Consider the following 26,483-nt stretch of genomic DNA (forward strand, 5'->3'; position numbering starts at 1 on the left):
TGATGACAGACAAGATGCCGGCGCTGAGTTCAGAAGTCACCTTGGTGACTTCTTTTCAGGACGCGGATCCGATGGGGGTTGTTTACCACGGCAATTACTTTCGATTCTTTGAGGAAGCACGTCGTGTGCTGATGGAAAAGATCCAGTATAGCTACCGTGAGATGCAGGCTTCTGGCTATATGTGGCCAATTATCGATACCCGGGTCAAGTACGTGAAGCCGATCCCTTATAACCATGAAATCCGGGTGGTCGCAACACTGACCGAGTGGGAAAATCGCCTGCGTGTCGATTACGTGATCTACGATGCCCAAAGCGGTGAGCGAATGACCAAAGCCCATACCATGCAAGTGGCTGTGGGGGTTGATGACGGTGAAATGTGTTTTGTTTCGCCGACAGTATTTACCGACAAAATCGAGACGTGGTATGCCATCACACACTAATCATCGTTTTGCCCGGTTAAGGGCTTTAATCAGTAAGGTCTCCTGTGGTTGTGGCCTAGTGCTGGCGGGGGCTTTTTCCGCTGCCGTCAGTGCAATGACCTTGCCGGAACTGCAGCAGCAACTGTCTACACAGTCTCTGGTTCGTGGTGACTTTGAGCAGGTGCGTAAGATGGAAATGTTCAGTGCGCCCCTTCAGTCAGCCGGTCATTTCTTATTGGCCCAGAAGCAAGGGTTACAGTGGCAGCAAACCAACCCTTTTCCAGTGTCTCTCATTCTGACCAAGAATAAACTGAGCCAGCAATTTGGTGATAATGCTCCCCAGGTTGTGGCAGCCGATGAAAACCCGATGGTGTTTTATTTCAGCCATGTGTTTCTGTCTCTTTTTAAAGGAGATACAAGCCAGTTGACTGAGCAGTTTGATATTGCCTTGGTAGATACCGATCAGGAAAGCCGGTGGAAGTTAGTACTGACACCGAAATCGGCACCATTAAATGCCGTGTTTCAAACAATCCGCCTGTCTGGTGATGAGTTCATTGAACAGCTGACGCTGACAGAGATCCGTGGCGACGTTACTGATATCACTTTTACTAATCAACGTACAGCACCAGTAGAGCTAACCATAGAAGAACAACGTGCCTTCCAACTCTAAACTTGCAACATTCTGGCTGCTTATCATGCTGACTGTCGTTGGTGTGCTGGGCGGGCAGTTGTTAACGCGTCAGCAAGCGACAATAGAAACCAATATTCTCGCCTTGCTACCTGAGAGCCAGCAGGATCCTGCGGCGGAGGCCGCATTTGCCCAGGTTGCTGCCAGCATGAGCGACAAAGTCCTGTTTGTGATTGGCAGCCAGAACAAGTCCGAGCTTTTTTCGGCCGCCGAACAGTTTTCCCAAGAGCTTACCTCCGTTGGGATGTTCAATGAAATAACGGCTAAATTTAGTCAGTCTCAGCAGCGGGCTTGGGGGCAGCTGTATTTTCCGAAACGGGCACAGTTATTGACACAAGAGCAAAAATTAAGATTACAGAATGAACCACAGCAGCAAACACAACGGGTACTGCAGGCATTATATAACCCATTCTCGGGGGTAACAGGGCAGGAGTTGCAAGCTGATCCTTTTTTGTTGTTCAGGGATTATTTATCTCAGCTGAGTAACCACTCAGGAAATGTGACATTGCAAAATGGCTATTTAACGACAAGTTACCAGGGGAAAGACTATGTGTTGATCACCGCTGATCTGGCAGGATCCGCCTATAGTTTATCCTTGCAAGATAAAATTCCGTTATTAGCTGAACTTGAAGCTTCTATCCGTGATAGCTACGGAGTAGAAGTGCTGCATACCGGGGTCATTTTCTATGCTGCGCATGGGACTGACAGTGCGAAAGGGGAGATCAGCACAATTGGTTTAGGATCATTAGTTGGTGTGATCACTTTGCTGCTGGTGGTTTATCGCAGTCCATTACCGCTTGCCCTGGCCCTTTTGTCTATTTGCTGTGGTTTGTTGACCGCATTTGTGGTGACGGCTACTGTTTTTGGCAAGGTCCACCTATTTAGTTTGGTGTTTGGAGCGAGTTTAGTTGGGGTATCGATTGATTATGCTTTTCATTTTTTGACTGAGCGCCTTGCAGCTGGCAAGAATTGGGATGCCCGTCAGGGTCTGAAGCATATCTTTGCTGCCATTTCACTTGGGTTGGCGATGAGCCTGATTGGTTACTTGTGCATGATGATTGCGCCGTTTCCCGGCCTGCAGCAGTTATCTCTGTTTTCGGCTGCCGGTCTGACTGCGGCATATGCGACGGTAGTCTGTTGGTATCCTGTTCTAGCCGCCCGGCCGGGTAAGTCGGTGGTGATACCGATGACGGGGATCATGACTGTTTGGCTGCGCGGATGGATGAAACCTTCTGTGCGAATGGGGGTGCCAGCGCTATGCTTGGTTATCGCAGCTGTCGGTCTATGCCGAGCCAGCTATAACGATGATATTCGCCAGCTGCAGGCACTCCCTGCCAATTTGAAGCAGCAGGAAGATACGATCAAAGCGATCACCGGTGTCAGTGGTAGCCAGCAAATGCTGTTGGTAAAGGCTGCCAATGAACAGGCATTGCTAGTGCAGCTAGAGCAGGTTGGCGGCAAGTTGGAGCAGCTTGCTCAACAGGGCGTTCTGGATGGGTACCAGAGTATTCATCAGTATGTGCCATCTGAGCAGGCGCAGGCACAGAACTATCAACTGATAGAGCAACTCTATCGGCAGCAGGGCCATGCGTTGGCTCAGCAGCTAACGTTGAACGGCGATATTGTGCTTGAACAAAAATTTTCCCCGCTGGCAGTCGATGATTTTGTTCGTTCACCTGTATCTGCACCATTACGTTTCCTTTGGCTAGGCAGCCTTAATGGGCAGCAATCATCTGTAATTTTACTTAAAGGTGTTAGAGAAGCAGAAATAATTCAGATGTTTGCCGCAGAAAGTAACGCCGTGAGTTATCTTGATAAAGCAGAAGAGGTATCTTCAATTTTTGCTGAGTATCGACAACGTATTACTGAATTATTACTCGCAGCGGTAGGGGGTATTCTTACGATACTAAGTTGGCGTTACGGGCTGGGGAAAGCCTTTCGGGTGATTGCACCACCGGCCATTGCCTGCTGTGTTGGCATTGCCGTTACAGGCTTCTTAGGTACTCCATTGAATTTATTTAATCTACTCGGGTTGTTTTTAATTCTGGGTATTGGGATTGATTACACCTTGTTCTTTGCTGAGCAGTCGAAGGCCCATAGTACCTTGTTGGCAATTAGCTTATCGGCGGTGACAACTATTTTGTCATTTGGGCTACTGGCATTGAGCGAAACCCAAGCCATTCATAGCTTCGGTATCACAGTATTAACCGGGATATTAACAGCCTGGCTGCTTGCTCCTCTCTCATTGTGTGGTAAGACGGCAGATTCAATAAGGTTCGCAGATGAAATACGTCGTTAATATGATTGAACAGTTGAAATTATCGCTATGCGTAGGGTGCCTGCTGGTAGCCATTACGGGGTGCGTCACGACTTCTTTACCTCAACAGCCATTGCTGAACCAGGTCGAGATCACCCCCGGGGTGCGAGTCGTGCTGCCTGAGCCTGCCGGATTAGGCAGCTCATTGATAGCCAGCCAGTTGATTTCTGCGCAGTGGCAAGATCAAACCAGTCAACTGCCAGTTCAGTTAGAAGTGAGCCCTGATAAAGTTGTGCTAGCAGGGTTTTCGTCTTGGGGCGCGCGAATTTTGAGCCTGACTTACCAAAATCAGGCAATTGAAACACAGGTGTTGCCTGGGCTGGGTGAAACCTTGCCCAAGCCTGAGCAGGTGCTGTTCAACCTAATGTTGACGTTATGGCCAGTAGAGTCATGGGAACCGTTGTTAATGGCCTCAGGTTGGCAGATAAAAGAATCGTCACAGTATCGACAGCTTATTGATGGCAAAGGGAATGTTGTGATTGAAATTCATTATAAGGCCATGCCTCATCTTGACGGGGAAATCCTGTTCTCTAATAAAAAGTTGGGATACGTTATCTCAATCAGAACCTTAAATTACAGCCGATAAAGAAAAGTGCGAAGAATCGCGATGACTATAAAAATATCGAAATATACTTCTACCCCGGTTTATATCCACGGGTGTGGTTTTAACTCAGCACTGGGTATTATTCATAGGGATATTCATACTCGGCTGCAGCAGGGCAAGTCTCCTGACATGCTGCCTGTTTCCGGTTGGCTAAACAATGGTGCCGATACGGTGGTGGGTAAAGTCACTGCTGAGTTGCCTAATCTTCCTGAAAGTCTTATCCGCCATAACACATTCAATAACCGTTTAGCCCTTTCTGCTTTAAGGCAAATTGAAGAGTCTGTTCAGCGTGCAATCGCAAAATATGGTCGTGATCGTGTTGCGGTGATTGTGGGTACCAGTACTTCAGGTATTGCTGACGGTGAAACAGCATTAGCGAACCGCCTAGAAACCGGCAATTTTCCAGATAATTACCACTACAGAGTTCAGGAAGTGGGTAATATTGGTGAGTTCGTCGCAGACTATTTTTCGATTGAAGGGCCGGTATATACCTTGTCGACAGCCTGTTCATCAAGCGGCCGGGTTTTTTTGTCCGCCCGTCGATTGCTTAAGGCTGGAATCGTTGATGCTGTTGTGGTTGGCGGCTCAGATTCATTATGTCGCCTGACGCTCAATGGCTTTAACGGGCTGGATGCACTTTCTGACAGCTTATGTAACCCTTTCAGTGAAAACCGCAAGGGGATCAACATCGGAGAAGCCGCAGCGTTCATGCTATTGTCGCTGACATCTGATGATTCAGACTCACCATTGGACATCCCTTCTATTGCTTTGCTCGGTGCGGGTGACAGTTCTGATGCGCACCATATCTCGGCACCGCATCCAGAAGGCAAAGGTGCCGAGGAGGCGATGTGTAAAGCATTGAATGACGCCGGATTAACGCCTGAGTGCATTGGTTATATCAATGCGCACGGTACTGCAACACCTCTTAATGATGAAATGGAAGCAAAGGCCATCCATCGGGTATTTGGTGAACAGACGCCAGTTAGCTCGACTAAGCCATTCACAGGACATACGCTAGGTGCTGCCAGTGCGGTGGAAGCGGCTATTTGTTGGCATGTCTTGCGTTACCAGCTTGATCTACCAGCACAGATTAATGACGGTCACATTGCCGAATCACTGGCTCCAGTGAAATTGGTCGAGCCGGGTACCCAGCTGAGCAAACCCACTATTTTGAGTAACTCTTTTGCTTTTGGCGGCAACAACATCAGTCTTATTTTTGGATACGCGCATGACTAATATTCCTCATTTACATCAGCTGTTGCCACATGATATGCCGATGGCGTTGGTCGATGAATTGGTTGAAGTTGGCGAGACACACATTCATTGCCGTGTGACGCCGGGTGAGAATAGCTTATTTTTTGATGCCGAGGCTCGGACGACTCCGGGTTATGTTGGCGTTGAGTTTATGGCGCAATCTGTTGCCGGTTGGTCAGGCTATCATGCCTGGACGCGGGGAGAGTTATCACCCATTGGCTTTTTACTCGGCTGCCGACGATATCAGGCAGACTGCAGTGCATTCAAAGAAAACGAGGTGCTCGATATTCATGCCGAGCAAGTGATGGAAAATAACGGTATGGCCGTTTTTTCCTGCCGTATTGAACATCATGGGCTGGTACTCGCAACCAGTCAGCTTAATGTTTACGTACCTTCACAACAAAAATTAGATCAAATGCTTAATAGGAACCCTTCATGAGTCGACAAGTTTTAGTTACCGGGGCAAGCAAAGGCATAGGACGTGCTGTCGCCACGCAACTTGCCAAAGATGGGTTTACCATCGTCGTCCATTATATGAGTGATCACGCGGGTGCTGAATTAACGTTGGCAGATATCAAAAGTGCCGGTGGAAACGGGCGCCTTATCCAGTTTGATATTAGTGACCGTCAGCAATGCCGTGAACGATTGGAAGCCGATATCGCAGAACATGGCGCCTATTATGGTGTTGTTAGCAATGCAGGTATTACTCGTGATACGGCATTTCCGGCAATGACGGAAGAAGAGTGGGACGGGGTAATACACACCAACCTAGATAGTTTCTATAACGTATTACACCCGTGTGTGATGCCGATGGTGAAGCTTCGCAAAGGTGGCCGGATAGTTACCCTTGCTTCAGTCTCAGGGATTATGGGCAATCGGGGCCAGACCAATTATAGCGCTGCGAAAGCCGGAGTGATCGGGGCGACAAAATCCCTGGCCTTGGAGTTGGCTAAGCGCAAAATTACGGTTAATTGTGTGGCTCCGGGGCTAATAGATACCGGCATGGTTGACGAACATGTTAAGGAACATGCGCTGCCACAGGTACCACTTCGCCGAATGGGGGAGCCGCCAGAGGTTGCTGGTTTGGTAAGTTATTTGATGTCAGACATTGCGGGTTACGTGACTCGCCAAGTAATTTCAGTGAATGGGGGATTGGTATGAGTCGTCGTGTAGTTGTCACTGGAATGTCGGGGGTTACTGCCTTTGGTAATGATTGGCAGAGCATTGAACCCAGGCTGCGTGCTTGCGAGAATGCATCATTGTACATGCCGAGCTATGAGCAATATAACGGTTTGAATACCAAGCTGGCAGCACCAATAGAAGATTTTACCTTACCGAAACATTATACCCGCAAGAAAATACGTGGCATGGGGCGGGTTTCTCAGCTGTCGACATTGGCCAGTGAGAACGCACTGAATCAAAGTGGGCTGATTGGCAGCGATGTGCTGACTAATGGCCAGACAGGTATCGCCTACGGCTCTTCTACGGGGAGTACGCCGGCGATTGGTGCGTTTGGCGTGATGCTGAATGAGAAAGACACCAAGGCCATTACTGCCACCACTTATGTCCAGATGATGCCACATACAACTGCAGTGAATGTTGGTTTATTCTTTGGTTTGCGTGGTCGTGTTATCCCAACCAGCAGTGCGTGTACATCGGGCAGCCAGGCGATCGGCTATGCCTATGAGGCGATTAAGCATGGTTATCAAACTGCCATGGTCGCGGGTGGGGCGGAAGAGCTGTGTCCGACTGAATCGGCGGTATTTGATACACTGTTTGCCACTAGTCTGAAAAATGATGCACCGAAATCAACACCGCGCCCTTATGATACTGAACGTGATGGTCTGGTCATCGGTGAAGGGGCCGGCACTTTAGTACTGGAAGAGTATGAGCATGCCGTAGCCCGAGGGGCGACAATTTATGCCGAGCTTGTTGGCTTTGCCAGCAATTGTGATGCCGCCCATGTTACACAGCCGCAAATGGAAACGATGCAGCTGTGTATGGAAATGGCACTGAAGGATGCTAATCTGCCTCCACAGGCGATTGATTATATTTCTGCCCATGGCACTGCAACGGAAAAAGGGGATATTGCCGAGAGTAACGCTACAGCGAATATTTTTGGTGACAATGCCCCAATCAGCTCGCTGAAAAGCTACCTTGGTCATACTCTAGGTGCGTGCGGGGCGATTGAAGCCTGGCTCAGCCTTGAGATGATGCATTCTGGTTGGTTCAACCCGACACTGAACCTCGACAATATTGATATTCGCTGTGGGAATTTGGACTATATTCGAGGTGAAGGCCGAGAAATAGACTGCCAGTACTTAATGAGCAATAACTTCGCTTTTGGCGGTATTAATACGTCATTAATCTTCAAGCGCTGGCAGGATTAAACGCTGCGGTGTGAGTAGATGAAAAAGCACCCCGCAATTATTTGCGGGGCATTTTTTCGTGAGTTGCCAGTCCGAAATTACCTTCTCTGCTGGGATGTGGCAATGATGCAATTGACTTTGCTCTATAGGGTTACTCAGAGAGTAGTTCGCGTTGAATATCCTTATTTAGATTTGCCACCCATCCGTTGTATTTTCTGTGGATAGTCCCGTCTTCTTCATCGTATTTCATGTTCTTGCTATCACGGTAGGTAATATCATAGCCGCTATTGTGCAGCGAAATATTCACCGCAACATAATGTGACCGGACGTGGATATCGGCAATAAGCTGGCTCTTGGAGTCTTTTGTTATATTCCAACCACGTTTGATGGCAGCTTTGGTGATGCTTTTAATAAGCTGTTCGGTCGTCATCGATGTATGGGTAGGTTGATCCAATACGGGGTCGGCTTTTGCAGCATAGGTCGCTGCTGAAAAACTCAGAAACAATGTCAGTATAAAATAAACAAGCGCTTTCATTTTCATAGTATTACCTTAATAAGAAAAAGGTGTTGTAGTGATATTGTTGTCGCTAAAACTATAGTAATAGGGCGAGCAAATCGAGATACCTAGCATGTATACTTATTTACAATAGTGTCAACAATGTGCACTCCGTCTACTAATGTTATTCTTTAAGCTGTTGACAAAGCAATATTATATTAATGACGGCTAATGAAATTTCAATCATAGTCACGTATTTACAACCAGCCTATGGCCATTACAGAAACTGGAGTACTGGTTTGCTATTGTCATTAACGTGTAGCATCAATAATAGGTAGAAACATCAGTACGATCCTATGGGGATGATAAAGAATAATATGTGCCGATTTATTAGGTTTGTTATTGCATTAATGATTAGTGTCGGAAGCTGTGCCAGTGGAGCTGTTGAGATTGCTATTTCCGCGGGTAAGGCACCACAGCCAGGAGAAAGTTATAACAATTCTTTGTTGGCACTAGATGCCATAATTATTGATTGGGAACGTAGCTCGGTACAAACTTTGAGCTTTGGTACGAGTGCAACCTATTTGAAGTCTGATATTGAGAATAATGCTGATGATTTGATTGCCTTGAGTGTATTTCCTGAACTCAAGTTGTTTGCAGAACATTTTGACCGACGCTGGTTTTTTCAAGTTAGAGCTTTAGGACCAACATGGCTGAGTGAAAAGCAGTTTGGTGAACGAGAACAGGCTATGCATTTTGCTTTTCTTGCACAAGTCGGTGGTGGGGTGTACTTAGGGGCTCAGAATCAAGGCTATATCAATGTGTATTACCGACATTTTAGTAATGCAAACTTGAAAAAACCAAATAATGGTTTTGATGTGCCATTTAACCTTTCTCTAGGGTATCGTTTTTAACGTTTGGATTTGATTTACCTCTTAACAGCATTGTTTCTACGGTTGTGATAAGTGCCTCGCAATTCGATATTACACTCAGGCGTTAAGTGTACTGATTATGTATAAAAGACTAATTCTGTTTCTATAAGAGTATTGATGTGCCTCAAATGCAATCTAGCTGGTTAAGTATTTTCAAACCAAACCCTCAAGCAAAATTACGTATTATATGCATTCCTTATGCGGGTGGAAGTAGCCGAATTTTTGGGAACTGGCCCGAAGGGCTAAACGGTGATGTCGAGCTTGTTGCATTACAAGCCCCTGGGCGGTTGTCTCGCCTGCAAGAAGAACCTTTTCGTGACATGGAATTGCTTGTTGATGATTTAATGCAAGTGTTACCTTCTATCTTAGACAAACCCTATATTATTTTGGGGCATAGCCTTGGAAGCCGGATAGGTTTTGAAGTTATGTTACGCTGCCACTCCCAAGGACTCCGTCTGCCCGAGCATTTTATTGCATCTGGTAGCCGAGGCCCGCATATGCCTTGCTTGGAAGAGCAAAGCTATCACCTACCTGACGATGAATTTATCGTTAAATTGCGGGAGATGGAAGGTACACCGGAAGAGTTGCTAAATTCTACAGAGCTAATGGCACTGCTTCTACCGATGATAAAATCGGATTTTCAGATCGCTGAAACGTACTTATTTAATGGCAATGTCTCTTTCGATATTCCTTTGTCTGTTTTTGGTGGCCGTGATGACGATAAGGCCGATTTAGAAGCTCTGGAAAGTTGGCAACAGCATTTTGCTCAACCTGTCGATATTAGCCTGTTTCCTGGGGGACACTTTTTTATAGATTCTCACCAGGGAGTGGTTGTTGAAAAGGTCAATCAGATTGCGCTTGATGTTGTTGGTAATTTATTCCAACAAAGAGCTGTAATCGGATAGAGAAGGGCAGCCATATGGCCTGTCTCTTATACACAAGTCCCCCGCCTCATGGCGGGGGACTTTTTTTGAACTCTTTTTCTTTATTGCGATCCGATCTTACACAATATGAGTAAAGGTCATCATCATGATAGAGAATTCTACTTTAGAATGGGCTCAACAAACCTTTTCGCATGCCAAGCTTGGCGATTCTAGACGTACACAACGACTAGTCCAATTAGCCAGTGATATGGCATCTAATGTTGGAGTGTCTATTGTGCAAGCCTGCCCTAATCCTGCTTCTGTTGAAGGGGCTTATCGCCTCATTCGTAACCCTGATGTTGAAGCCAATGCGATAGCTGAAGCCGGTTTTGCGGCAACAGCTAACGAGGCTGAAGCGCATGACTTACTACTTGCCCTTGAAGACTCCACGGCCCTAACCTACACGCATAAAAGCCTCTCTAATGAACTTGGTCACGTGAACTCGGGAAATCGAACTCGGGGGATGCTGGCTCACTCTGTTCTGCTGTTTGCACCACGAGAGCAAAAGGTTGTGGGACTGATCGAACAACAGCGGTGGACGAGGGATATTGCAACTAGAGGCCGGAGGCATAAATTCGCCAAGCGACCGTATGAAGAGAAAGAGACCTTCAAGTGGCAACAGGCATCAACCGCAATGTCTGAACGTTTAAGTAACCTCCAAGCCCGGGTCATCTCAGTGTGTGATAGAGAGTCAGACGTTTACGAATACTTGCATTACAAGCTTAATAGCCAGCAGCGTTTTGTTGTGCGCTCGACCTATAGTCGCTGCATTGAAGAGAGTGGTTATAAGCTCCATGAGTATGCAAAGGAACTATCCTCATCGGGGCTGCGAACTATCCAAATTGCTCAACGAGGTGGCCGCAAAGCGCGTAAAGCGACATTAGATGTACGCTTTGCCCCTATTACGATTAAGGTTCCAGCCAATAAATGTGGCAAGTCGCTTTCTCTGTATTACGTTGGTTGTAAAGAGCAAGGTGATAGCAACGAGAAACTGGAGTGGCACTTACTGACCTCAGAGCCAGTGACAACCACAGCGCAAGCCCAAGAGATAATCAGTTACTACGAACAGCGCTGGTTGGTTGAAGAATTCCACAAGGCGTGGAAAAGCGATGGAACCGATGTCGAAGCACTACAACTTCAGTCAAAGGATAATCTGGAAAGAGTCGCAGTCATTCAAGCGTTTATCGCTATCCGCTTGTTACAACTTAGAGCTGATAGCCGCAAGCAAGAAAACAGTAGCTGCGAGTCTGTCCTGCCCGGAATATGCTGGAAATTATTGTGGGTCAAACAAGAAAATAAGCCCTTACCATCGACAGCCCCAGACCTAAAGTGGGCTCGAATTACACTAGCAAAGCTCGGCGGATGGTATGACAGCAAACGAACAGGGCGGCCCGGTTGGGCCGCCCTGTGGCGAGGCTGGTATAAATTAGCAGCCATTCAAGAAGGATACCTTATGGCCCAATCTTTTATCTCTGGTGAGATGTGATCAAGAGACAGGCCATATGGCTGCCCTTGTTCGAATAGTTAACAGTGATTCTAAACGTCTTCGTCACCAAAACCGAAGTCATCACCACCACCGAAGAAACTATCATCACCGCCCAAGCTGCCTTCATCCGAAGGGGCATTGGCAAAGCTATCATCGAATCCGGCGTCACCAAACCCAGCATCTCCAAAGCCTGAGTCACCGAATCCGGCATCACCAAAACCGCCGCTGTTTTCGGTGTATTCCGACGCAAAGCCCGTTGAGTCATCTAGGAAGCCGCCAGCACTTTCTTCTGCAGAGGCCAAACCTTCATCCATTGCCGCTTCAGGGGCGGCGTCTGTTGCTGCCATCGCGTCAGCAGCAGGTTCATCATTGTTGAATAGGGCGTTGCTGATCATGTTACCAGCTACCATACCAACGGCAACGCTTGCTGCTGTTTGCATAAAGCTACCAAACGCACTTGGTTGGTGGGTCGGCTGCGGCGGCTGAGGGGCTGGTCGGTTGCCACCCATCATCTTGCTGAGCGCGCCGCGATTTGACTCTGACTTATGGTGTTCGACGCATTTCTCAAGGTATTCGTTTTTCTGCTTCATTTCCTTGAGTGCCATTTCCTGTACCAGAACGGCCTGGGTGAGTTTGTAGATAGCATCTTGTTGGGAACCGATTTCATCACCAATCAGTTGCTCGGCTTCAGAGTCCTTGGTTTTCTTCGGGCTCTGTTTTAGTTTGTTGGCGACATTTTGAATCAGTTCTTTTTCTTGTGGTGTCATTTTCTTTACCTTCTCTTCAACGTGATAACGCTGTTGTTATGACTATCATCCTAGCTCAGAGGGCATATTTCAATCTGTTACTATACGTAACTATCTTTGCACTCCGTATTTGCAGTATGTAGAAGCAAAAAAAATCCGGCAAGAGCCGGATTTTAAGAAAAGGTCAGTCTTGTTGCTGTTACAGTCGAACACCTTCGACATGCAGCTCAAGATCGGCGTAGCTCGACTCGCCCATTACCTGAATACCGAAGTCTTTCAGCTCAATGCGGGTCGTACCAGAAAAACCTGCGCGGTAGCCGCCCCACGGGTCTTCTCCCTCGCCAACAAACTGGGCATCAATGGCAATAGGTTTGGTTTGGCCATGAAGGGTAAGGTCGCCGCTGATGGTCATTTCACCATTGCCTTTAGGTTCGACTTTGGTACTGGTAAAGGTGGCTGTTGAGTATTTTTTCACATCAAGGAAATCATCGCTGCGTACGTGCTTGTCACGCTCGGCATGGTTGGTGTCAAAACTGCTGGTGTCAACATTCACGGTAACCTTTGATGCTGAAATATTCATTGGATCGTAGCTAAAGTTACCGTCAAAGGTATTAAAGCGCCCCTGAATCCAGCTATAGCCGAGGTGTTTGATTTTCAGGTTAATTGACGCATGAGCGCCTTTTGTGTCAATGGCATAGTCTGCTGCTGAAGCAATAGACGGGATAGAGAATGCCGTTAGCAGACCTAGAGCCAGTAGCTGTTTTTTCATGTTTACTTTACTCCCAACATTTTTTTTAACGTATTGTCTTTGTTTATATAGTGATGCTTTAAAGCAGCAAGTGCATGTAGCGCAGCCAGCCCGATCAGGCCGAATGCAAGGTAATAGTGGATCTCTCCGGCAATATCTGCCTGGTTTAAGAACAGTTCGCCAGCTGCCGGTATCGAGAACCAGTTGAAGACATCAATTGCCCGGCCATCGGCAGTCGAGATCAGGTAACCTGAGAAAAAGAGCCCAAATAGCATGAGATAGATAGCCCAATGAGCGAGTTTTGCCCCCAATATTTCCCAGCCGGCACCTTCAATGGCAGGATGACCCTTGAGGTGTTTCCAAGTCAGGCGGAATAGGGTCACAAAGGCCAAGCAGAGGCCCACTGATTTGTGCCAGTGGGGAGCAGGCTTGTACCATTGTGAATAGTAGTTCAGATCAACCATCCATAACCCAATAGCAAACAAGCCGATGATCACGACTGCAGATAGCCAGTGAATAGTGATAGAGAGCCAATCATATTTTTTCGGTGCATTGTTCATTGCGGCAAATCAATCTGTTCCAATGTTGAATAGCTTTATTCTAGTTTTTATTCCGCGAAACATAAGTCGCGGCAGTTGAACAACAACATCAAATAATTTGAATGAACTAATTTAAGAGAGGCTTAAAGGCTGAGATTATTGCGGGGGGCGAGCAGCTCCAGCAGGGGGAAATGCATAGGAGCCGCTCTGTATATGTTGTCTAACTAACTGTTTATTTTGTAATTATAGGCTAACAGTTAGGTGGTGAGGCGTTGTGAGTACCGAAACGGATGTCATGTCTTTTGTAGCATGGGCAATACCAGGCTGAATATCACTATGGCCGGAAAATAATATTTGGATGACTTGCATGCCAGCATTTTTTGCACTCTTTATTCCTGATATGGCATCTTCGAAGACTAAACATTGCGAAGGTTCGACTTCCAATTGTTTGGCGCCTAAAAGATAAGACTCTGGGGCAGGTTTGCCATCGATGACATCATCGGCTGTGACAAGCACATCAGGAACGGGAAGGCCAGTGGCTGCTAGCTTGGCAAGTGCTAGCTCTTTCGTGCTCATGGTGACGATCCCCCATGGCAACCCTTCTAACGAATTAAGCAAGGGCTCAGCACCAGGTATGATTGTTACCCCACTGGCATGTTGGATTTCCAGTTTCAGTAATTTTTCATTTTCCTCTCGTGCATCGAGTTCAGGTTTGAATTTGGGAATGATTTCGATGCCTCGACAGCCGTGTACTTCTGCTAGCAGTTTTTCCCGATTGATACCATGTTGTTCTGCCCAGGTTGTCCAAACGGCTTCGACACAAGATGTTGAGTCGACAAGGGTGCCATCTAAATCAAAGAGAATTGCTTGAACATCAATCATAATACCTCCAAAACCAGCACAAGCATGCATCTCATCATTCCTTCTACGCATGTTAGCGCATTGAAGTGCCGATTTACAACTGGAGTTTTGGTTTTAAATCAGTAAAATCATGTAAAAACATGCAGAGGCCAGCAAAATGTTACTAGAAGAACGGCAAAACAGGATTCTAGAGATGCTACGCTCGCAGGGCAGAGTGTATGCGGCCGAGTTAAGTCAGCAGCTAGGTGTCTCTGAAGATACCGTCAGGCGTGATTTGAACAGCCTATCCCAGCAAGGGTTGCTTCGTCGGGTACATGGTGGCGCATTGCCTTGTCAGCATGATTTGATCGATTATCGTGATCGTAAAGATGATATTGACCCAACGAAACAAGCGATTGCCCATGAAGCGCTGTCTTTTATTAAGCCAGGGCAAACTGTGTTGATTGATTCTGGCTCTACTTGCTTGCATATAGCCCAGAATTTGCCGACCCATTTTCCATTTACGGTGGTGACACCAAGCCCGCTGATTGCTACCCAGCTTATCTCACATGAGAATATCGAGCTGATCCTGGTAGGTGGGCGAGTGTTTAAGCCTGCGGTTATGTCAGTCGGGGCAGCAACCAATGCGATGTTGCAGGAGATACACTTTGACCTTTGTTTCCTTGGTATATTTGCCTTGCATACCAGTGCCGGGTTAATGATCAATAACCTGGAAGAAGCACAGACATTGAAAGTGATGATTGCACAGTCTGAGCAGGTTGTGGGACTTGCTGAAGCCAGCAAGTTGGATAAAGTGGGCACTCACTTTATCGCGTCGTGCGATAAACTGTCGGCACTTGTGACCAGTGCTGACGCAAGTGACGCTGTCCTGGCAGAGTTGGCAGAAGCCGGTGTCGAAATCATTAAGGCGAAATGATGGATATTTTCAGGGGGAATAGGTAAGCCCTAACCTAGAGCTTACCTTAGTAAGTTGCGTCATGGTTTAGATGTTTAGCGCAAAATATTATTCTCATGGCGCCAGTCCATGATAGTCCAATCCTGCATCTGGGCATGGAGAGCCAGTGCTGGGTCGGGATTGACAGCGAACGGACGGTCTACGGCATCGAGCATAGGCAAATCATTGATTGAGTCGCTATAGCCGTAACTGCCTTTGAACTGGATATCCTGATCGGCGAGCCATGCTTTCATTCTAACCACCTTTCCTTGTTGATAGCTGAGTGTACCTGTTGTGTTTCCGGTGAATATGCCATTAATCTGCTCTAGGTTAATGGCAATGGCATCATCAGCCCCGAGCATATCGGCAATAGGCTTTACTAGGTGTTCGCCTGTCGCTGAAATCAGTACAATCTTGTCACCACGCTGTTTATGCCATTCTATTCGGGCAATGGCGTCAGTATATAAAGCGGGTTTAATTTTTTGTTCAATGAACTCAGCAACCAGCTGAGCCAGCGTATTGCTATCCATGCCAACGATAGGCTTCAACGTCGCCTGCATATAGGCATTCATGTCCAGCGTGCCTTTTGCATAGGCTTTCATTAACGCTTGTTCTTCTGCAAGCAGCGATTGAGATGCAAGACCCTTCGCAACAATAAACTCGCTCCAGAGGCTAGCAGAGTCAGCGGCAATAAGGGTTTCATCAAGATCGAATATCGCCAGAAATGGCTTGCTGTTCATAGCCTGATTCATGTGTGCCAAACTACTTTCCTTCAGTCGTTTCATTAGTTATTTGTCTATAAAGCGTGAGCATAGATAAGGAATATGACAGTTACCTTTCATTCTGGTGTATTTTTAAAGGCAGGAGATACATGGCCTATTGCATCGGCTATCATAACTAGCTGAAGTTCAAGTGTTGTCTCAATTATGAGACGCATTAAGTTCAGAGAAATCTGTATAGTCCAGAGAAAAATATGTGAGCTGCTTTCTAACTTCTCGAACAGTTGCTGTGAAAGCAGGCAGGAATAATTATGTTTACCTTTATAACCTCGGCAAGTACGGATAGTCAGTGGCTAAAATATTAAGAACAAGGGATGAGCTTGAACGGTACCTGATTCAATCCGGTGCTGGGAGCTATAGCGCCATCTATGAGGGCTATATCATGAAGAGCGCTTTCCAGCCGATTGTCTGTTCTTCAGGGGAGCTGTTTGGTTATGAAGCCTTGCTGCGCATTTATAACAGCGATGGCCAGTTGTTAAAAACCGGTCCTTTTTTTAGTACTGACTACATGGATACCAATGACCGAATCAATCTTGATCGTTTAGCTCGGGTCATACATCTACGCAATTTTGCGCATTTTGTATCCAAAGGATCATTGTTTTTGAATATTACCCCAATCGCTGCGTTAGATACCGCAGGCCAACAGCTTGGTTATCACTCGCTTATCGCAAGGGTCAAGGAGCTTGGTTTATCGATTGGTCGGATTTATTTTGAAATCCTGGAGCACGCTTGTGCCAACGACAAAATGCTGGTGGACTCGCTGCAGAGTATGCAGCGCCATGGGTTCCGTATTGCTATCGATGATTATGGTGTTGACGCGTCATCAGAAAGCCGCGTGAGGAATGTTAACCCGGATATTATTAAAGTTGATCGTAGCTTGCTGGCTGATTTCATGGCGGGTAAACCTGAGGAATTGCAAGCTGTTATCCGGCTGGCTCATGAGATGAATGCCAAGGTGTTGATTGAAGGGATTGAAAACTATCGCGATTTTGTGACAGTAAAAGAGCTGGGGGTCGACTACATGCAAGGTTACTACATTGGTCGACCAGAGCTCGTTCACAACCTTCCTCGTCAGTTTGAGCCTGTTTGAGGGACATCGTGAATGGTTAACAGCGTTGCTGAACTTCTCATTTTCTGCTCAGCCAGCAGAAAATGAGAAAAATGAAACAGGGGTTAATGGGCAACGCCACCCTGGGTTAATTTTTCTGGGTTGAGAAGCGATTCTAGCTCAGAGCGGCTTAGCTCTGTCTCTTCTTCCGCGACATCGATAATTGGCCTTTGCTCTTTATAGGCTTTCTTGGCAATCTCAGCCGCTTTCAAATAACCAATAACAGGGTTAAGTGCAGTCACCAAGATTGGGTTTTTAGCCAATGCGAGCTGCAAATTATCTTCACGAACAGTAAAGCTGCCAATAGCTTTATCCGCCAGTAGTGTTGATGCATTGGCTAGCAGTTCGATACTTTGGATGAGGTTGAGAGCTATCACCGGCAACATGACATTGAGCTGGAAATTGCCAGATTGTCCTCCCAAGGTAATTGTCGCATCATTGCCAATGACTTGTGCTGCCACCATTGCCGCGGCCTCTGGCACAACGGGGTTAACTTTGCCTGGCATGATAGAAGATCCGGGTTGCAGTGCTTCTAGTTCTATTTCCCCTAACCCGGCAAGCGGGCCGGAATTCATCCAGCGCAAATCATTGGATATTTTCATCATGGCGACAGCGGTTGTTTTGAGTTGTCCCGATAGGGAGACAATGGCATCCTGGCTGCTTAGGTTGTAGAAGAAATTGTCGCTCGAAGAGAAGCTGATTTCGGTAGATACGGAGATATTGTTAGCAAACATCGCCGCAAACTCTGGCTCTGCATTGATCCCTGTTCCAACCGCCGTTCCGCCTTGCGCTAGCGCTGTTACATTTTCTAGCGCATGGGTTATACCAAGTTGTGCTTTTTCCAGTTGAGTTTTCCAGCCCTGAAGTTCCTGGCCGAGTGTAACTGGCATCGCATCCATCAAATGGGTACGGCCTGTTTTCACTACATGGCCAACTAACTCTGTTTTCTTTTCTATGGTGTCGATAAGGTGGTTTAGTGCGGGAAACAGCTGGAAATGACAGGCAAGGGCAGCGCTGACCTGGATGGCGGTTGGAATGACGTCATTACTGCTTTGACCCATGTTGACATGGTCATTGGGGCTGACTGTTTTTCCGCACTTTTGAGTGGCCAGGGTTGCGATCACTTCGTTGGCATTCATGTTCGAGCTGGTCCCAGAACCCGTTTGGAACACATCAATGGGGAACTGGGTTAAATGTTTACCGTCAATGATTTCCTGGCAGCTATCGATAATGGCATGTGCGATATCATGTTCCAGTAGCTTGAGATCCAGGTTACTGCGGGCGGCTGCCTGTTTGACAAAAGCAAGTGCCTGAATGAACTGTTTAGGCATGGTGATACCACTGATCGGAAAATTGTCGACAGCACGTTGGGTTTGGGCTTGATAGAGAGCATCTTGTGGGACGTGAACATCTCCCATACTATCTTTTTCTATACGATAACGAGAATTCATGATGATAATCCTTAGAGTCCGGAGTTATTGTGTATGTGCAAGAGATCTCGCTGTAGAGACTGGAGCTGCTTTTCGCCCTCGGCCGATTGGCCGTAGTATTTTTTTAATGCCAATAAGGGACAGTGCAGGTGATCGATGCATATGCGTCGAAAAATGCGTGAATGTCCTTTATGGTTAACCGCGTCAATAAGGTGGAAAAACACTCGACGCAAGAAAAGCTCTTGTAATAACGGATTATGATTTGGTGAGTGGCGGCAATAGAATGAGGCGAGATTAAGCCCTGACTGGATAAAATCGATAATAATATCAGGCTCAAAACCGGGCACGACAGGGTGAGTTAGAAATCGCTCTTCTGCTTTGAAGTACATACTGTAGAGCAATGCTTGTTTTTCCATCTGACGTTCCTAACCCTTTCTCAATATCTGTATTGATAATTATTATCATTTACGTGATTGGTATGCAAGGTCAGCGTACAGTGCATGTTTAAGTTTATACTATTTTGCTTTTTTCTTTACTCGGCGTCTCAGGGATGTCCAGCATGTTAATCGTCAGGGTTCTCACTATTTGCCCATGCTATTAACTTCTCCGTTGTTATGCTGTGAAGAAGAGGTATTCAGCTAGCAAGAGCATTTTACGTGACCTGATTCACAATCATCTTCTGTTGGCGGTGATGGATATTTTGCTTGCTCTGGTATGATGACGCTATTACGTACTTTTTGTGGGAAGTTGTATGAAAGTATTAAGAGGTATTTCGCCATGGATGTTTCTAGGAGGCTTGCTGGCTGTTACGCCGGTTTTGGCAGATCCCGTTGAAGCGACAACTTCTAGTGCGTTGACAGTGCCTAAGGCAATGAGGCTGTTACAAAGCCAGGGCTATCATGATTTCAGAAAGATCAAAGTTGAGCGGGATGAAAATGAAATTGAAGTAGAAGCTCGTGATAAAAGTGGCCGCCAGGTTGAACTTGAGATCGATCTCTATACAGGAAAGGTTATCGATATTGATAATGATTAGGTTGATAGCGCCAGACTACCAACCTATTAACTCTCCCTTTTTGCTAGGTCCTGACTAACATTGCACAGGACTTAGCAGGAAGCTCCAGCTGGTAATAACCCGCCTCTTTGTTTTCAGTGCTATTCTTGCTTTTTGCCGTCAACCTTAATTGGACGCCTTCCATTTCAAGCAAATCAACATATTGCCCTTGTGGCAGTTGTACTTCCTTTGTCGTTGTCCCTTTGTTGATAACAACAATACCGGTATCACCACGGCTAAACATTAGATGATCGTCACTATGTTCAAAACTGTGCATTGACTGACAATGTGCCAGGTTATGGAACTGGATCATTTTGGCCAGCAGCGGGTCATGCCAGCTATCAAGCCATCGGGGCTGCCCATCGTCATTGACGATCCCGCTGGTATCCAAGTCCGAATAAATCAGCGGAACCCCACCGTCGCGACCTAGCAGGTAACAGTATGCGAGCCGCTCATTGTACTCAGACATGACTTGATCGAGAAAAACATCGTTGTTTGGGATGTCATGGGTTGTGGCAAAGGTAATAGCCCTATCGAAAGCAAGTGCCTGACCAACAGAATAGGGGTTGATGAGCTCCGACATAGAATGGTCTTTTTCAAACACATTGAACAGTGAGTGGAACAAAGGAAAATCATATGCACCTAGCTTTGTATCTTCGAGGTAAGGTTTAAGAAATAGCTCATATTCTTTTTTAGAAGCACCGCCATTAGTAATAATCTCACCGAAAATGTGGGTTCCTTCACTGATATCCTTATCCCAAACCTGTTGAATGTGTTCAAGGGTCATGTGTTTTGCTGCATCTATCCGAAAACCGCTTATACCTAAGAGCTTTAGTGCTTTGAGGTAGTGTTGTTGTATTTTTACAACATTTTCACTGCATTTGAGTGTCGGCAAGCCCGGATCTTCACGTCCGCTGCTGATTCGACCATGTTGAACTTGCCATGGATCTGTCCAATCTTGGATCGGAAACGCTTTAACAAAGTCATGTTCGGTAAAAACGGGGCGAGACAAATCACCAAATAATTTCATTGATTCGAAATATTCTTCTTTGTCTTCATATTCCTGCAAAATGCTGGTGTTAGGGTAATCAAGATCACTACGCAGATCGGACTCATTGGCCATGTGATTGAACACGATATCGGCATAAACCAGTATGTCATGTTGTCTTAATGTTTCTGTCATCCGTTTGAAATCAGCGGTATCACCGAGTTGATTGTCAATAACCCGGTAGTCTTGTGGCTGGTATCTTTGCCACCATGGGGTGCCTGTTTCCGATTTTTCTGACTTCATTGGCGGCGAAACTAATACAGCCCTGAAGCCAGTCTTGGCAATGGCTTCTGCATGTTCAGTGATACGGCTGTAAGGCCAGTCAAAGGCATGAAGTATTACATTGGTTGCCTTTGACGATCGATTAATTGAAACGTTCGTCGTCATCGTTTTTTCATCCATAAATGAAACTATGGAAAGTCTACTGGCTGAGGATGAAAAAGTATTCAGCTTTTCAAAGCCTAAGGTGGTATGAGGTTGGGGGAGTAGGGGCGTTTAGCCAGTAAACTCGGGCGGTTTGGAAAATATGACAATTATATAAAATGTTGCATTTGATAATTTGCCTCAATAAATAAAGCGGGCGATGAGCTGTCAGTGATGTGAAAGGCGTAGTTGTCATACCAATAATTGTGAACAATGTAATAAATTTTTATATTTGTAACTTATTAATCAACTTTCAGTGCAAAAGCATTCTCAACAAGCATGGAAGTATGATATATATGTGCTTAATTGCTTACTAACAAGGAGGTACACCATGGCTGGTGTTTTAGGAATGATTTTGGCAGGTGGAGAAGGCTCGCGTCTGCGCCCTCTAACAGATACACGTACTAAGCCTGCTGTGCCATTTGGTGGTAGTTACCGCCTTATTGATTTCGCATTAAATAACTTTCTTAATGCCGATCTCATGAAGATTTATGTGCTGACGCAGTTCAAATCTCAGTCACTGTATGTACATATGAAAAAGGGCTGGAATGTTTCTGGTATTACGGGGCGTTTTATCGACCCTATTCCGGCTCAGATGCGGATGGGTAAGCGCTGGTATGATGGCACAGCAGATGCTATCTATCAGAATCTGCGTTTCATTGAGCTTGAAGAGCCTGATCAGGTTTGTATTTTCGGCAGTGACCATATTTACAAAATGGATGTTAAGCAGATGCTTGATTTCCACTTAGAGAAAAAAGCCGATCTCACCGTGTCTGCATTGCGTATGCCATTGGGTGAAGCGAGTGCCTTTGGGGTTATTGAAGTTGATGAAAGCGGCTGCATGGTCGGTTTTGAAGAAAAGCCTGCAAACCCGAAAGCTATACCGGGTGATCCGGAGCATGCGCTGGTTTCAATGGGGAACTATATCTTTGAGACTGGTGTACTGAGCAAAGAGCTCGAGGAAGATGCAACCAACGAGCAGTCGAGCCATGACTTCGGTAAAGATATTATTCCTAAGCTATTCCCGCTGGGTAAGGTGTTTGTGTATGACTTCACCACCAATGTTATTCCAGGAGAGAAGAGCACAGGCTACTGGCGCGATGTAGGTACGATTGAGTCTTACTGGCAGGCACATATGGATTTGCTGTCTGAAGACGCGCCGTTCTCGCTGTATAACCGTCAATGGCAGCTACACACCTTTTATCCGCCATTGCCGCCAGCGACTGTGCTTGATAGCGAGGATTGCAAAGTTGATATCAATAACTGCATGATTTCGGCCGGTAGTTATATCCGTGGCGCGAAAGTGTATAAGTCGGTATTAGGCTTCCGTACGAATGTTGACCATTGCACCACGATCAGTGAGTCTGTGATTTTAGGTGACGTGAAGATAGGTGCGGGCTGTTCAATACGCCGTGCTATTATCGATAAAAATGTTCAAATCGCACCTGGTACGATCATCGGTGAAAACATCGAAGAAGATAAGCAGAAATACCATGTGTCAGACGAAGGAATTGTCGTGATACCAAAAGGAGCAAAAATTGGTTACTAGTAAAAAACCGACGTCAGGAAAGCAACTTAAGATTTTATTTGTTGCCTCTGAAGTAGAAGGTTTGGTCAAAACCGGAGGGTTGGCGGATGTTGCTAAATCGCTCCCTTCGGCGTTGAAAGAAATGGGCCATGATGTGCGTATTGTGATGCCACTTTACCAGAAAGTAGCTGGTGCTGAGCAGGCTCAATCACTGCTTGAAACCGAGCTTTATGTCGCATCGCAACCAGCGCCTGTGAACTACCAGGTGAAACAGCTGGAAAGTGGCAGTGTCACCGTCTATGCGGTTGATGCGCCTCAGTATTTTGCGCGCCCTGAGCTGTACGCAGAGAATAATCAGGCCTATACCGACAACGGTGAAAGGTTTGCGTTTTTCAGTGCGGCATCGTTGGATTTGTGTGAAAAGCTGGGTTTTCAGCCCGATATTGTTCATTGCAATGATTGGCATACTGGGCTGGTTCCCTTCCTGCTTCGTACGCGTTATGTCGACGATACGTTTTTTGCCCAGACAAAAAGTGTGCTCACGATTCACAATGCCGTGTTTAAGGGCGTATTTAATTACGACCAGTACAGCTTGATCCCAGAGTTGATCCAGCGTCGCTATATCAATGCGGAGATTGATCCGTCGCACGTTAGTATGCTGAAAGCAGGTGTGGCGTATGCCGATAAGGTGAATGCAGTCAGTCCGAACTATGCGTCAGAGCTGTTAACACATTTAGGGTCGCATGGTATGGAAGCTGATTTTCAGTCTCGCGCCAGCGATCTGTACGGTATTGTCAACGGCTGTGATTATCAAGATTGGAACCCTGAAACGGATCCGTTTATCAAACAGAGCTTTAAAGCCAATAAAATCAGCCTTGCCCGTGGTAAGAAAGCTTGCAAGCGTGATCTGCAACAGCAAGTTGGTTTGCCTGTTGAAGATGTGCCCCTCTATGGCATGGTGTGTCGCTTAACGGAACAGAAAGGTATTCATTACCTGATCCCGGTTCTGAAAGACTTTCTGATGAATGATGTTCAGGTTGCGATTGTTGGTACGGGCGATCCTAAGCTGGCAGCAGCGCTTCGGGAAATTAGTGACACTCATAAAGAGAAGTTTGCTTTTGTCGAAGCATATAGCAATCCGCTTGCTCATTGCATTGAGGCGGGTGCCGACTTCTTTATGATGCCGTCTGAGTTTGAGCCATGCGGCCTGAACCAGATGTATAGCCTTGCATACGGTACATTGCCAATTGTCCGTGGTGTTGGTGGCCTTAAAGATACCGTGATTGATTATGATCAGACGCCTCAAGTTGCGACGGGCTTTATTTTTGATGCTCCGACCCCGGAAGCATTCCTGATCAAACTTCAGCGCAGCTTGCTGCTTTATTGTCAGAAGCCGCAAGAATTTAAGCGCCTGCAACAAAATGCGATGGCCTGTAAGTTTGAGTGGAAAGAGTCGGCTGAGCAGTATGTCAGTATGTACCTTGGGCAGGAGCAAGGCTTGGTAGCCACTGTATCGAGTTCAGAATCGTCGCTGGAATCGTAGGTCTGTTTTATAGCCCCTTTACGATGATGGTATAAGTATCAGCTAGTATTTCTTTCTTATTTAAAGCCCTCACCTTGAGGGCTTTTTTAATGCCGCTATAAAAGCACGTCATCTTTAACTCATTCATATTAAAACTAAAAATAAGAAACTAAGAGTATAAAAATTGTCGCACAAATGCGATAATTCGCATCGAAAATAAAGTATCACTGTGTTCAATAACTCTCTGTAAAAACTAACGAAAGGTTATCGATGTTTAATTTGACACTCAGGCAGAAACTGGCCAGCTCAGCCAGTATCGCCATCATCCTTGGCGGCATGCTTGTTACTGCACTCTCTTTTATGTCTTCATTAGGCCGGTTGGATGACGATCTCAACGATCGGCTACGTGGTGTTGCATCGGCTTATAATAATTATGTCTCAGACTGGGTCGATGGAAAGGCCGCCGCTTTGTCGGCTCTGCCGACCAATATTACGGCTGAATCACTCCCTGAACACCTCAGCCAGGTTCGAGATTCTGCCAGTTTCGATAACGTATTTCTGGCATTTACTGATGGCACGCAGGTGAATGCCAATCATGTTCAGCTTCCCGTTGGCAATAATGATCCACGCCAATGGCATTGGTATCAAAATGCCATAGGGCAAAATGGCCGGGTAACAGTTGAAAACCCAACCACCGCAGCTGCCACTGGAGCCAGCGTTGTCTCTATGGGCAAAGCGCTGACTATCTTCGGCCAGCAGGCAGTATTGGGTGCCGATGTTGAAATTGCCGATATTATCAAGCAGCTTGATGAAGTTGTTTTGCCTGGCCAGGGCTATATGTTTATAGCTAATGCCGAAGGTAACATTTTTGCTCATGCCGATACGTCTTTGCTGAACAAGCCGGTGAATGCTAAAGATCGTGATCTGACTAATTCGCTCCTTAACAAACTGGCTCGTGGAGGGCATATTGAAAAAGAGGTGATTAATGGTCATGAAAGCTATGTGTTCGTTGCACCAATTGCCGGTAAAAACCTCAATACGGTGGTTGTTATTGATTATGAGTCAGTAGTTTCGCCTCTATACAGCGCGCTATATGAGCAAATGCTGACAACATTGCTGGTGGTGGTTGTGTGTGTATTCATGTTCAACCTGCTATGCAGCTATTTATTCAGGCCGCTGCAGCTGGTGTCGAATGCCTTGGCAATGATTGCCCAGGGCGGGGGCGATTTAACTCAGCGAATTGAACTTGATAGCAATGATGAAGTCGGAGAGCTAGCAACCAATTTCAACCAGTTTGTGGCAAGCCTGCAGAGGCTGATTGGGCACATTCGTACCCAAGGGATGGATCTTAGTGAGGCATCGATTGCGAGCGAGCAACGTGCAGATAAGTCGGCTCATGATCTACAGCGTCAGCAAGATGAAATAACCATGGTTGCGACGGCGGTAACTGAGATGGCCTCGGCCACTCAAGAAATCGCATCTCATGCAGAGCAGACTGCACAAGCAGCCCAAGACTCAACATCGCATACCAATAGTGGACGTGAATTGGTGGTTCAGAGCAAAGTGTCTATTAATAACCTGGCAACAGAGGTGAACGAAGCAACTGGCGTGATCAGTGAGCTTAATGACCATGCGCAGGGTATTAACAGTATTCTGTCAACTATTCAGGGTATTGCAGAACAAACAAACCTACTAGCATTGAATGCGGCAATTGAAGCTGCCCGCGCGGGTGAACAGGGGCGAGGCTTTGCGGTTGTCGCAGACGAAGTCCGCGTATTATCTCAGCGAACCCATACATCGACGGAAGAAATCCAGAGCATGATTGCTACTTTGCAGCAAACGACAGCCAAAGCGGTAAATCTGATGGAAACAAGCTCGCAGTTGGCACAGTGTTCGGTGGAAGATGCCGATCAGGCAACAGTGGCTTTAGAGCAAATTAATGATTCTGTGGCTCTGATCAGCGATATGGCGACACAAATTGCAACTGCTGCCGAAGAGCAAACCCATGTTACTGATGAAATTACTCAAAATACGACCACGATTAAAGACGTGACCGATCAGCTGGCTGATGATGCTAGAAGTGCTCGTCAGCAGGCTGAACACCTCAGTACTCAGGCAGCAAGTTTGAACGATAAAGTGGCGACGTTTGTTGTGTAAAACAGCGTTGTTTTACCGCCGCTGATCAACTTAGTTCAGAAAGCCCATGGTGCCGTCATTCAGTGCCGTGGGCTTTTGGTATGTGTGTGGTAGGTCGAACTGGCATAACACAGTTTGAAGT

26 protein-coding genes are annotated in these 26,483 nt (G+C 46.4%); 17 read left to right on the forward strand and 9 right to left on the reverse strand.

What is annotated here, in order from left to right; all coding sequences use genetic code 11:
* Positions 1–2: 2 nt before the first annotated feature.
* Genes AC51G0_RS26345 through AC51G0_RS26380 form a run of 8 tightly spaced genes read left to right on the forward strand, consistent with a single transcriptional unit; the run spans position 3 to position 7,672 of the window.
* Complete coding sequence (locus tag AC51G0_RS26345) at positions 3–440, forward strand: acyl-CoA thioesterase (RefSeq protein WP_496304212.1); 438 nt, start codon at positions 3–5, stop codon at positions 438–440.
* On the forward strand, positions 424–1,089 hold the full coding sequence (locus AC51G0_RS26350) for a LolA family protein (protein ID WP_496302528.1): 666 nt from the start codon (positions 424–426) through the stop codon (positions 1,087–1,089). The genes AC51G0_RS26345 and AC51G0_RS26350 overlap by 17 nt, the downstream gene beginning before the upstream one ends.
* On the forward strand, positions 1,073–3,406 hold the full coding sequence (locus AC51G0_RS26355) for an MMPL family transporter (protein ID WP_496302529.1): 2,334 nt from the start codon (positions 1,073–1,075) through the stop codon (positions 3,404–3,406). Before AC51G0_RS26350 ends, AC51G0_RS26355 begins: the two co-directional genes overlap by 17 nt.
* Complete coding sequence (locus AC51G0_RS26360) at positions 3,390–4,010, forward strand: DUF3261 domain-containing protein (RefSeq protein WP_496302530.1); 621 nt, start codon at positions 3,390–3,392, stop codon at positions 4,008–4,010. Before AC51G0_RS26355 ends, AC51G0_RS26360 begins: the two co-directional genes overlap by 17 nt.
* Positions 4,011–4,031: 21 nt before the next feature.
* The gene (locus AC51G0_RS26365; protein ID WP_496302531.1) at positions 4,032–5,264 is read left to right on the forward strand and encodes a beta-ketoacyl-[acyl-carrier-protein] synthase family protein; all 1,233 of its coding nucleotides are present in this window, start codon (positions 4,032–4,034) and stop codon (positions 5,262–5,264) included.
* Positions 5,257–5,721 (forward strand): hotdog family protein, encoded by a 465-nt coding sequence (locus AC51G0_RS26370; protein WP_496302532.1) that lies wholly within the window; start codon positions 5,257–5,259, stop codon positions 5,719–5,721. The genes AC51G0_RS26365 and AC51G0_RS26370 overlap by 8 nt, the downstream gene beginning before the upstream one ends.
* Entirely contained in the window at positions 5,718–6,443 is a 726-nt protein-coding gene (locus tag AC51G0_RS26375) for a 3-ketoacyl-ACP reductase FabG2 (protein WP_496302533.1), read from the forward strand. The genes AC51G0_RS26370 and AC51G0_RS26375 overlap by 4 nt, the downstream gene beginning before the upstream one ends.
* Positions 6,440–7,672: a beta-ketoacyl-ACP synthase gene (locus tag AC51G0_RS26380; protein ID WP_496302534.1), complete on the forward strand. Its 1,233-nt coding sequence runs from the start codon at positions 6,440–6,442 to the stop codon at positions 7,670–7,672. Before AC51G0_RS26375 ends, AC51G0_RS26380 begins: the two co-directional genes overlap by 4 nt.
* 130 nt (positions 7,673–7,802) lie before the next feature.
* Here the strand turns inward: AC51G0_RS26380 and AC51G0_RS26385 are convergent, their stop codons facing one another.
* Positions 7,803–8,192 (reverse strand): hypothetical protein, encoded by a 390-nt coding sequence (locus AC51G0_RS26385; RefSeq protein ID WP_496302535.1) that lies wholly within the window; start codon positions 8,190–8,192, stop codon positions 7,803–7,805.
* Positions 8,193–8,509: 317 nt separating this feature from the next.
* Here AC51G0_RS26385 and AC51G0_RS26390 point away from each other — a divergent pair, with 317 nt between their 5' ends.
* From AC51G0_RS26390 to AC51G0_RS26400, 3 genes are all read left to right on the forward strand, one after another.
* Positions 8,510–9,061: an acyloxyacyl hydrolase gene (locus AC51G0_RS26390; protein ID WP_496302536.1), complete on the forward strand. Its 552-nt coding sequence runs from the start codon at positions 8,510–8,512 to the stop codon at positions 9,059–9,061.
* A 146-nt stretch (positions 9,062–9,207) separates the two neighbouring features.
* Positions 9,208–9,984, forward strand: a complete 777-nt coding sequence (locus AC51G0_RS26395; protein WP_496302537.1) for a thioesterase II family protein — start codon at positions 9,208–9,210, stop codon at positions 9,982–9,984.
* Positions 9,985–10,108: 124 nt separating this feature from the next.
* Positions 10,109–11,488, forward strand: coding sequence for an IS4 family transposase (locus AC51G0_RS26400; protein ID WP_496302538.1), 1,380 nt, complete (start codon positions 10,109–10,111; stop codon positions 11,486–11,488).
* Positions 11,489–11,538: 50 nt separating this feature from the next.
* On the opposite strand, the gene AC51G0_RS26405 is transcribed toward AC51G0_RS26400, so the two are convergent.
* The 4 genes from AC51G0_RS26405 to AC51G0_RS26420 form a co-directional block, all read right to left on the reverse strand.
* Complete coding sequence (locus tag AC51G0_RS26405) at positions 11,539–12,255, reverse strand: DUF2076 domain-containing protein (protein ID WP_496302539.1); 717 nt, start codon at positions 12,253–12,255, stop codon at positions 11,539–11,541.
* A 178-nt stretch (positions 12,256–12,433) separates the two neighbouring features.
* The gene (locus AC51G0_RS26410) at positions 12,434–13,003 is read right to left on the reverse strand and encodes a YceI family protein (protein ID WP_496302540.1); all 570 of its coding nucleotides are present in this window, start codon (positions 13,001–13,003) and stop codon (positions 12,434–12,436) included.
* 2 nt (positions 13,004–13,005) lie between these two features.
* The gene (locus AC51G0_RS26415) at positions 13,006–13,542 is read right to left on the reverse strand and encodes a cytochrome b (RefSeq protein ID WP_496302541.1); all 537 of its coding nucleotides are present in this window, start codon (positions 13,540–13,542) and stop codon (positions 13,006–13,008) included.
* Between the two features lie 222 nt (positions 13,543–13,764).
* Positions 13,765–14,403 (reverse strand): HAD-IA family hydrolase, encoded by a 639-nt coding sequence (locus AC51G0_RS26420; RefSeq protein WP_496302542.1) that lies wholly within the window; start codon positions 14,401–14,403, stop codon positions 13,765–13,767.
* A gap of 172 nt (positions 14,404–14,575) precedes the next feature.
* On the opposite strand from AC51G0_RS26420, the gene AC51G0_RS26425 reads away from it, so the two are divergent.
* Entirely contained in the window at positions 14,576–15,298 is a 723-nt protein-coding gene (locus tag AC51G0_RS26425) for a DeoR/GlpR family DNA-binding transcription regulator (RefSeq protein ID WP_496302543.1), read from the forward strand.
* 74 nt (positions 15,299–15,372) lie between these two features.
* On the opposite strand, the gene AC51G0_RS26430 is transcribed toward AC51G0_RS26425, so the two are convergent.
* On the reverse strand, positions 15,373–16,068 hold the full coding sequence (locus AC51G0_RS26430) for an HAD family hydrolase (protein WP_496304214.1): 696 nt from the start codon (positions 16,066–16,068) through the stop codon (positions 15,373–15,375).
* A gap of 409 nt (positions 16,069–16,477) precedes the next feature.
* On the opposite strand from AC51G0_RS26430, the gene AC51G0_RS26435 reads away from it, so the two are divergent.
* Complete coding sequence (locus AC51G0_RS26435) at positions 16,478–17,185, forward strand: EAL domain-containing protein (RefSeq protein ID WP_496302544.1); 708 nt, start codon at positions 16,478–16,480, stop codon at positions 17,183–17,185.
* 83 nt (positions 17,186–17,268) lie between these two features.
* On the opposite strand, the gene AC51G0_RS26440 is transcribed toward AC51G0_RS26435, so the two are convergent.
* Positions 17,269–18,654: a class II fumarate hydratase gene (locus AC51G0_RS26440; RefSeq protein WP_496302545.1), complete on the reverse strand. Its 1,386-nt coding sequence runs from the start codon at positions 18,652–18,654 to the stop codon at positions 17,269–17,271.
* Positions 18,655–18,665: 11 nt separating this feature from the next.
* A complete protein-coding gene (locus tag AC51G0_RS26445) occupies positions 18,666–19,049 on the reverse strand; it encodes a hypothetical protein (RefSeq protein WP_496302546.1) in 384 nt (127 codons plus the stop codon).
* Positions 19,050–19,384: 335 nt separating this feature from the next.
* Here AC51G0_RS26445 and AC51G0_RS26450 point away from each other — a divergent pair, with 335 nt between their 5' ends.
* Positions 19,385–19,666, forward strand: a complete 282-nt coding sequence (locus tag AC51G0_RS26450) for a PepSY domain-containing protein (protein WP_496302547.1) — start codon at positions 19,385–19,387, stop codon at positions 19,664–19,666.
* A 43-nt stretch (positions 19,667–19,709) separates the two neighbouring features.
* Here AC51G0_RS26450 and AC51G0_RS26455 read toward each other — a convergent pair whose 3' ends face one another.
* The gene (locus tag AC51G0_RS26455; protein ID WP_496302548.1) at positions 19,710–21,119 is read right to left on the reverse strand and encodes an alpha-amylase family glycosyl hydrolase; all 1,410 of its coding nucleotides are present in this window, start codon (positions 21,117–21,119) and stop codon (positions 19,710–19,712) included.
* A 367-nt stretch (positions 21,120–21,486) separates the two neighbouring features.
* Here AC51G0_RS26455 and glgC point away from each other — a divergent pair, with 367 nt between their 5' ends.
* From glgC to AC51G0_RS26470, 3 genes are all read left to right on the forward strand, one after another.
* Positions 21,487–22,704, forward strand: a complete 1,218-nt coding sequence (gene glgC / locus AC51G0_RS26460) for a glucose-1-phosphate adenylyltransferase (protein ID WP_496302549.1) — start codon at positions 21,487–21,489, stop codon at positions 22,702–22,704.
* Complete coding sequence (gene glgA, locus AC51G0_RS26465) at positions 22,694–24,226, forward strand: glycogen synthase GlgA (RefSeq protein ID WP_496302550.1); 1,533 nt, start codon at positions 22,694–22,696, stop codon at positions 24,224–24,226. Before glgC ends, glgA begins: the two co-directional genes overlap by 11 nt.
* A gap of 249 nt (positions 24,227–24,475) precedes the next feature.
* Positions 24,476–26,362: a methyl-accepting chemotaxis protein gene (locus AC51G0_RS26470; protein WP_496302551.1), complete on the forward strand. Its 1,887-nt coding sequence runs from the start codon at positions 24,476–24,478 to the stop codon at positions 26,360–26,362.
* Positions 26,363–26,483 lie beyond the last annotated feature (121 nt).

This window comes from Photobacterium sp. HL06, assembly GCF_059552575.1.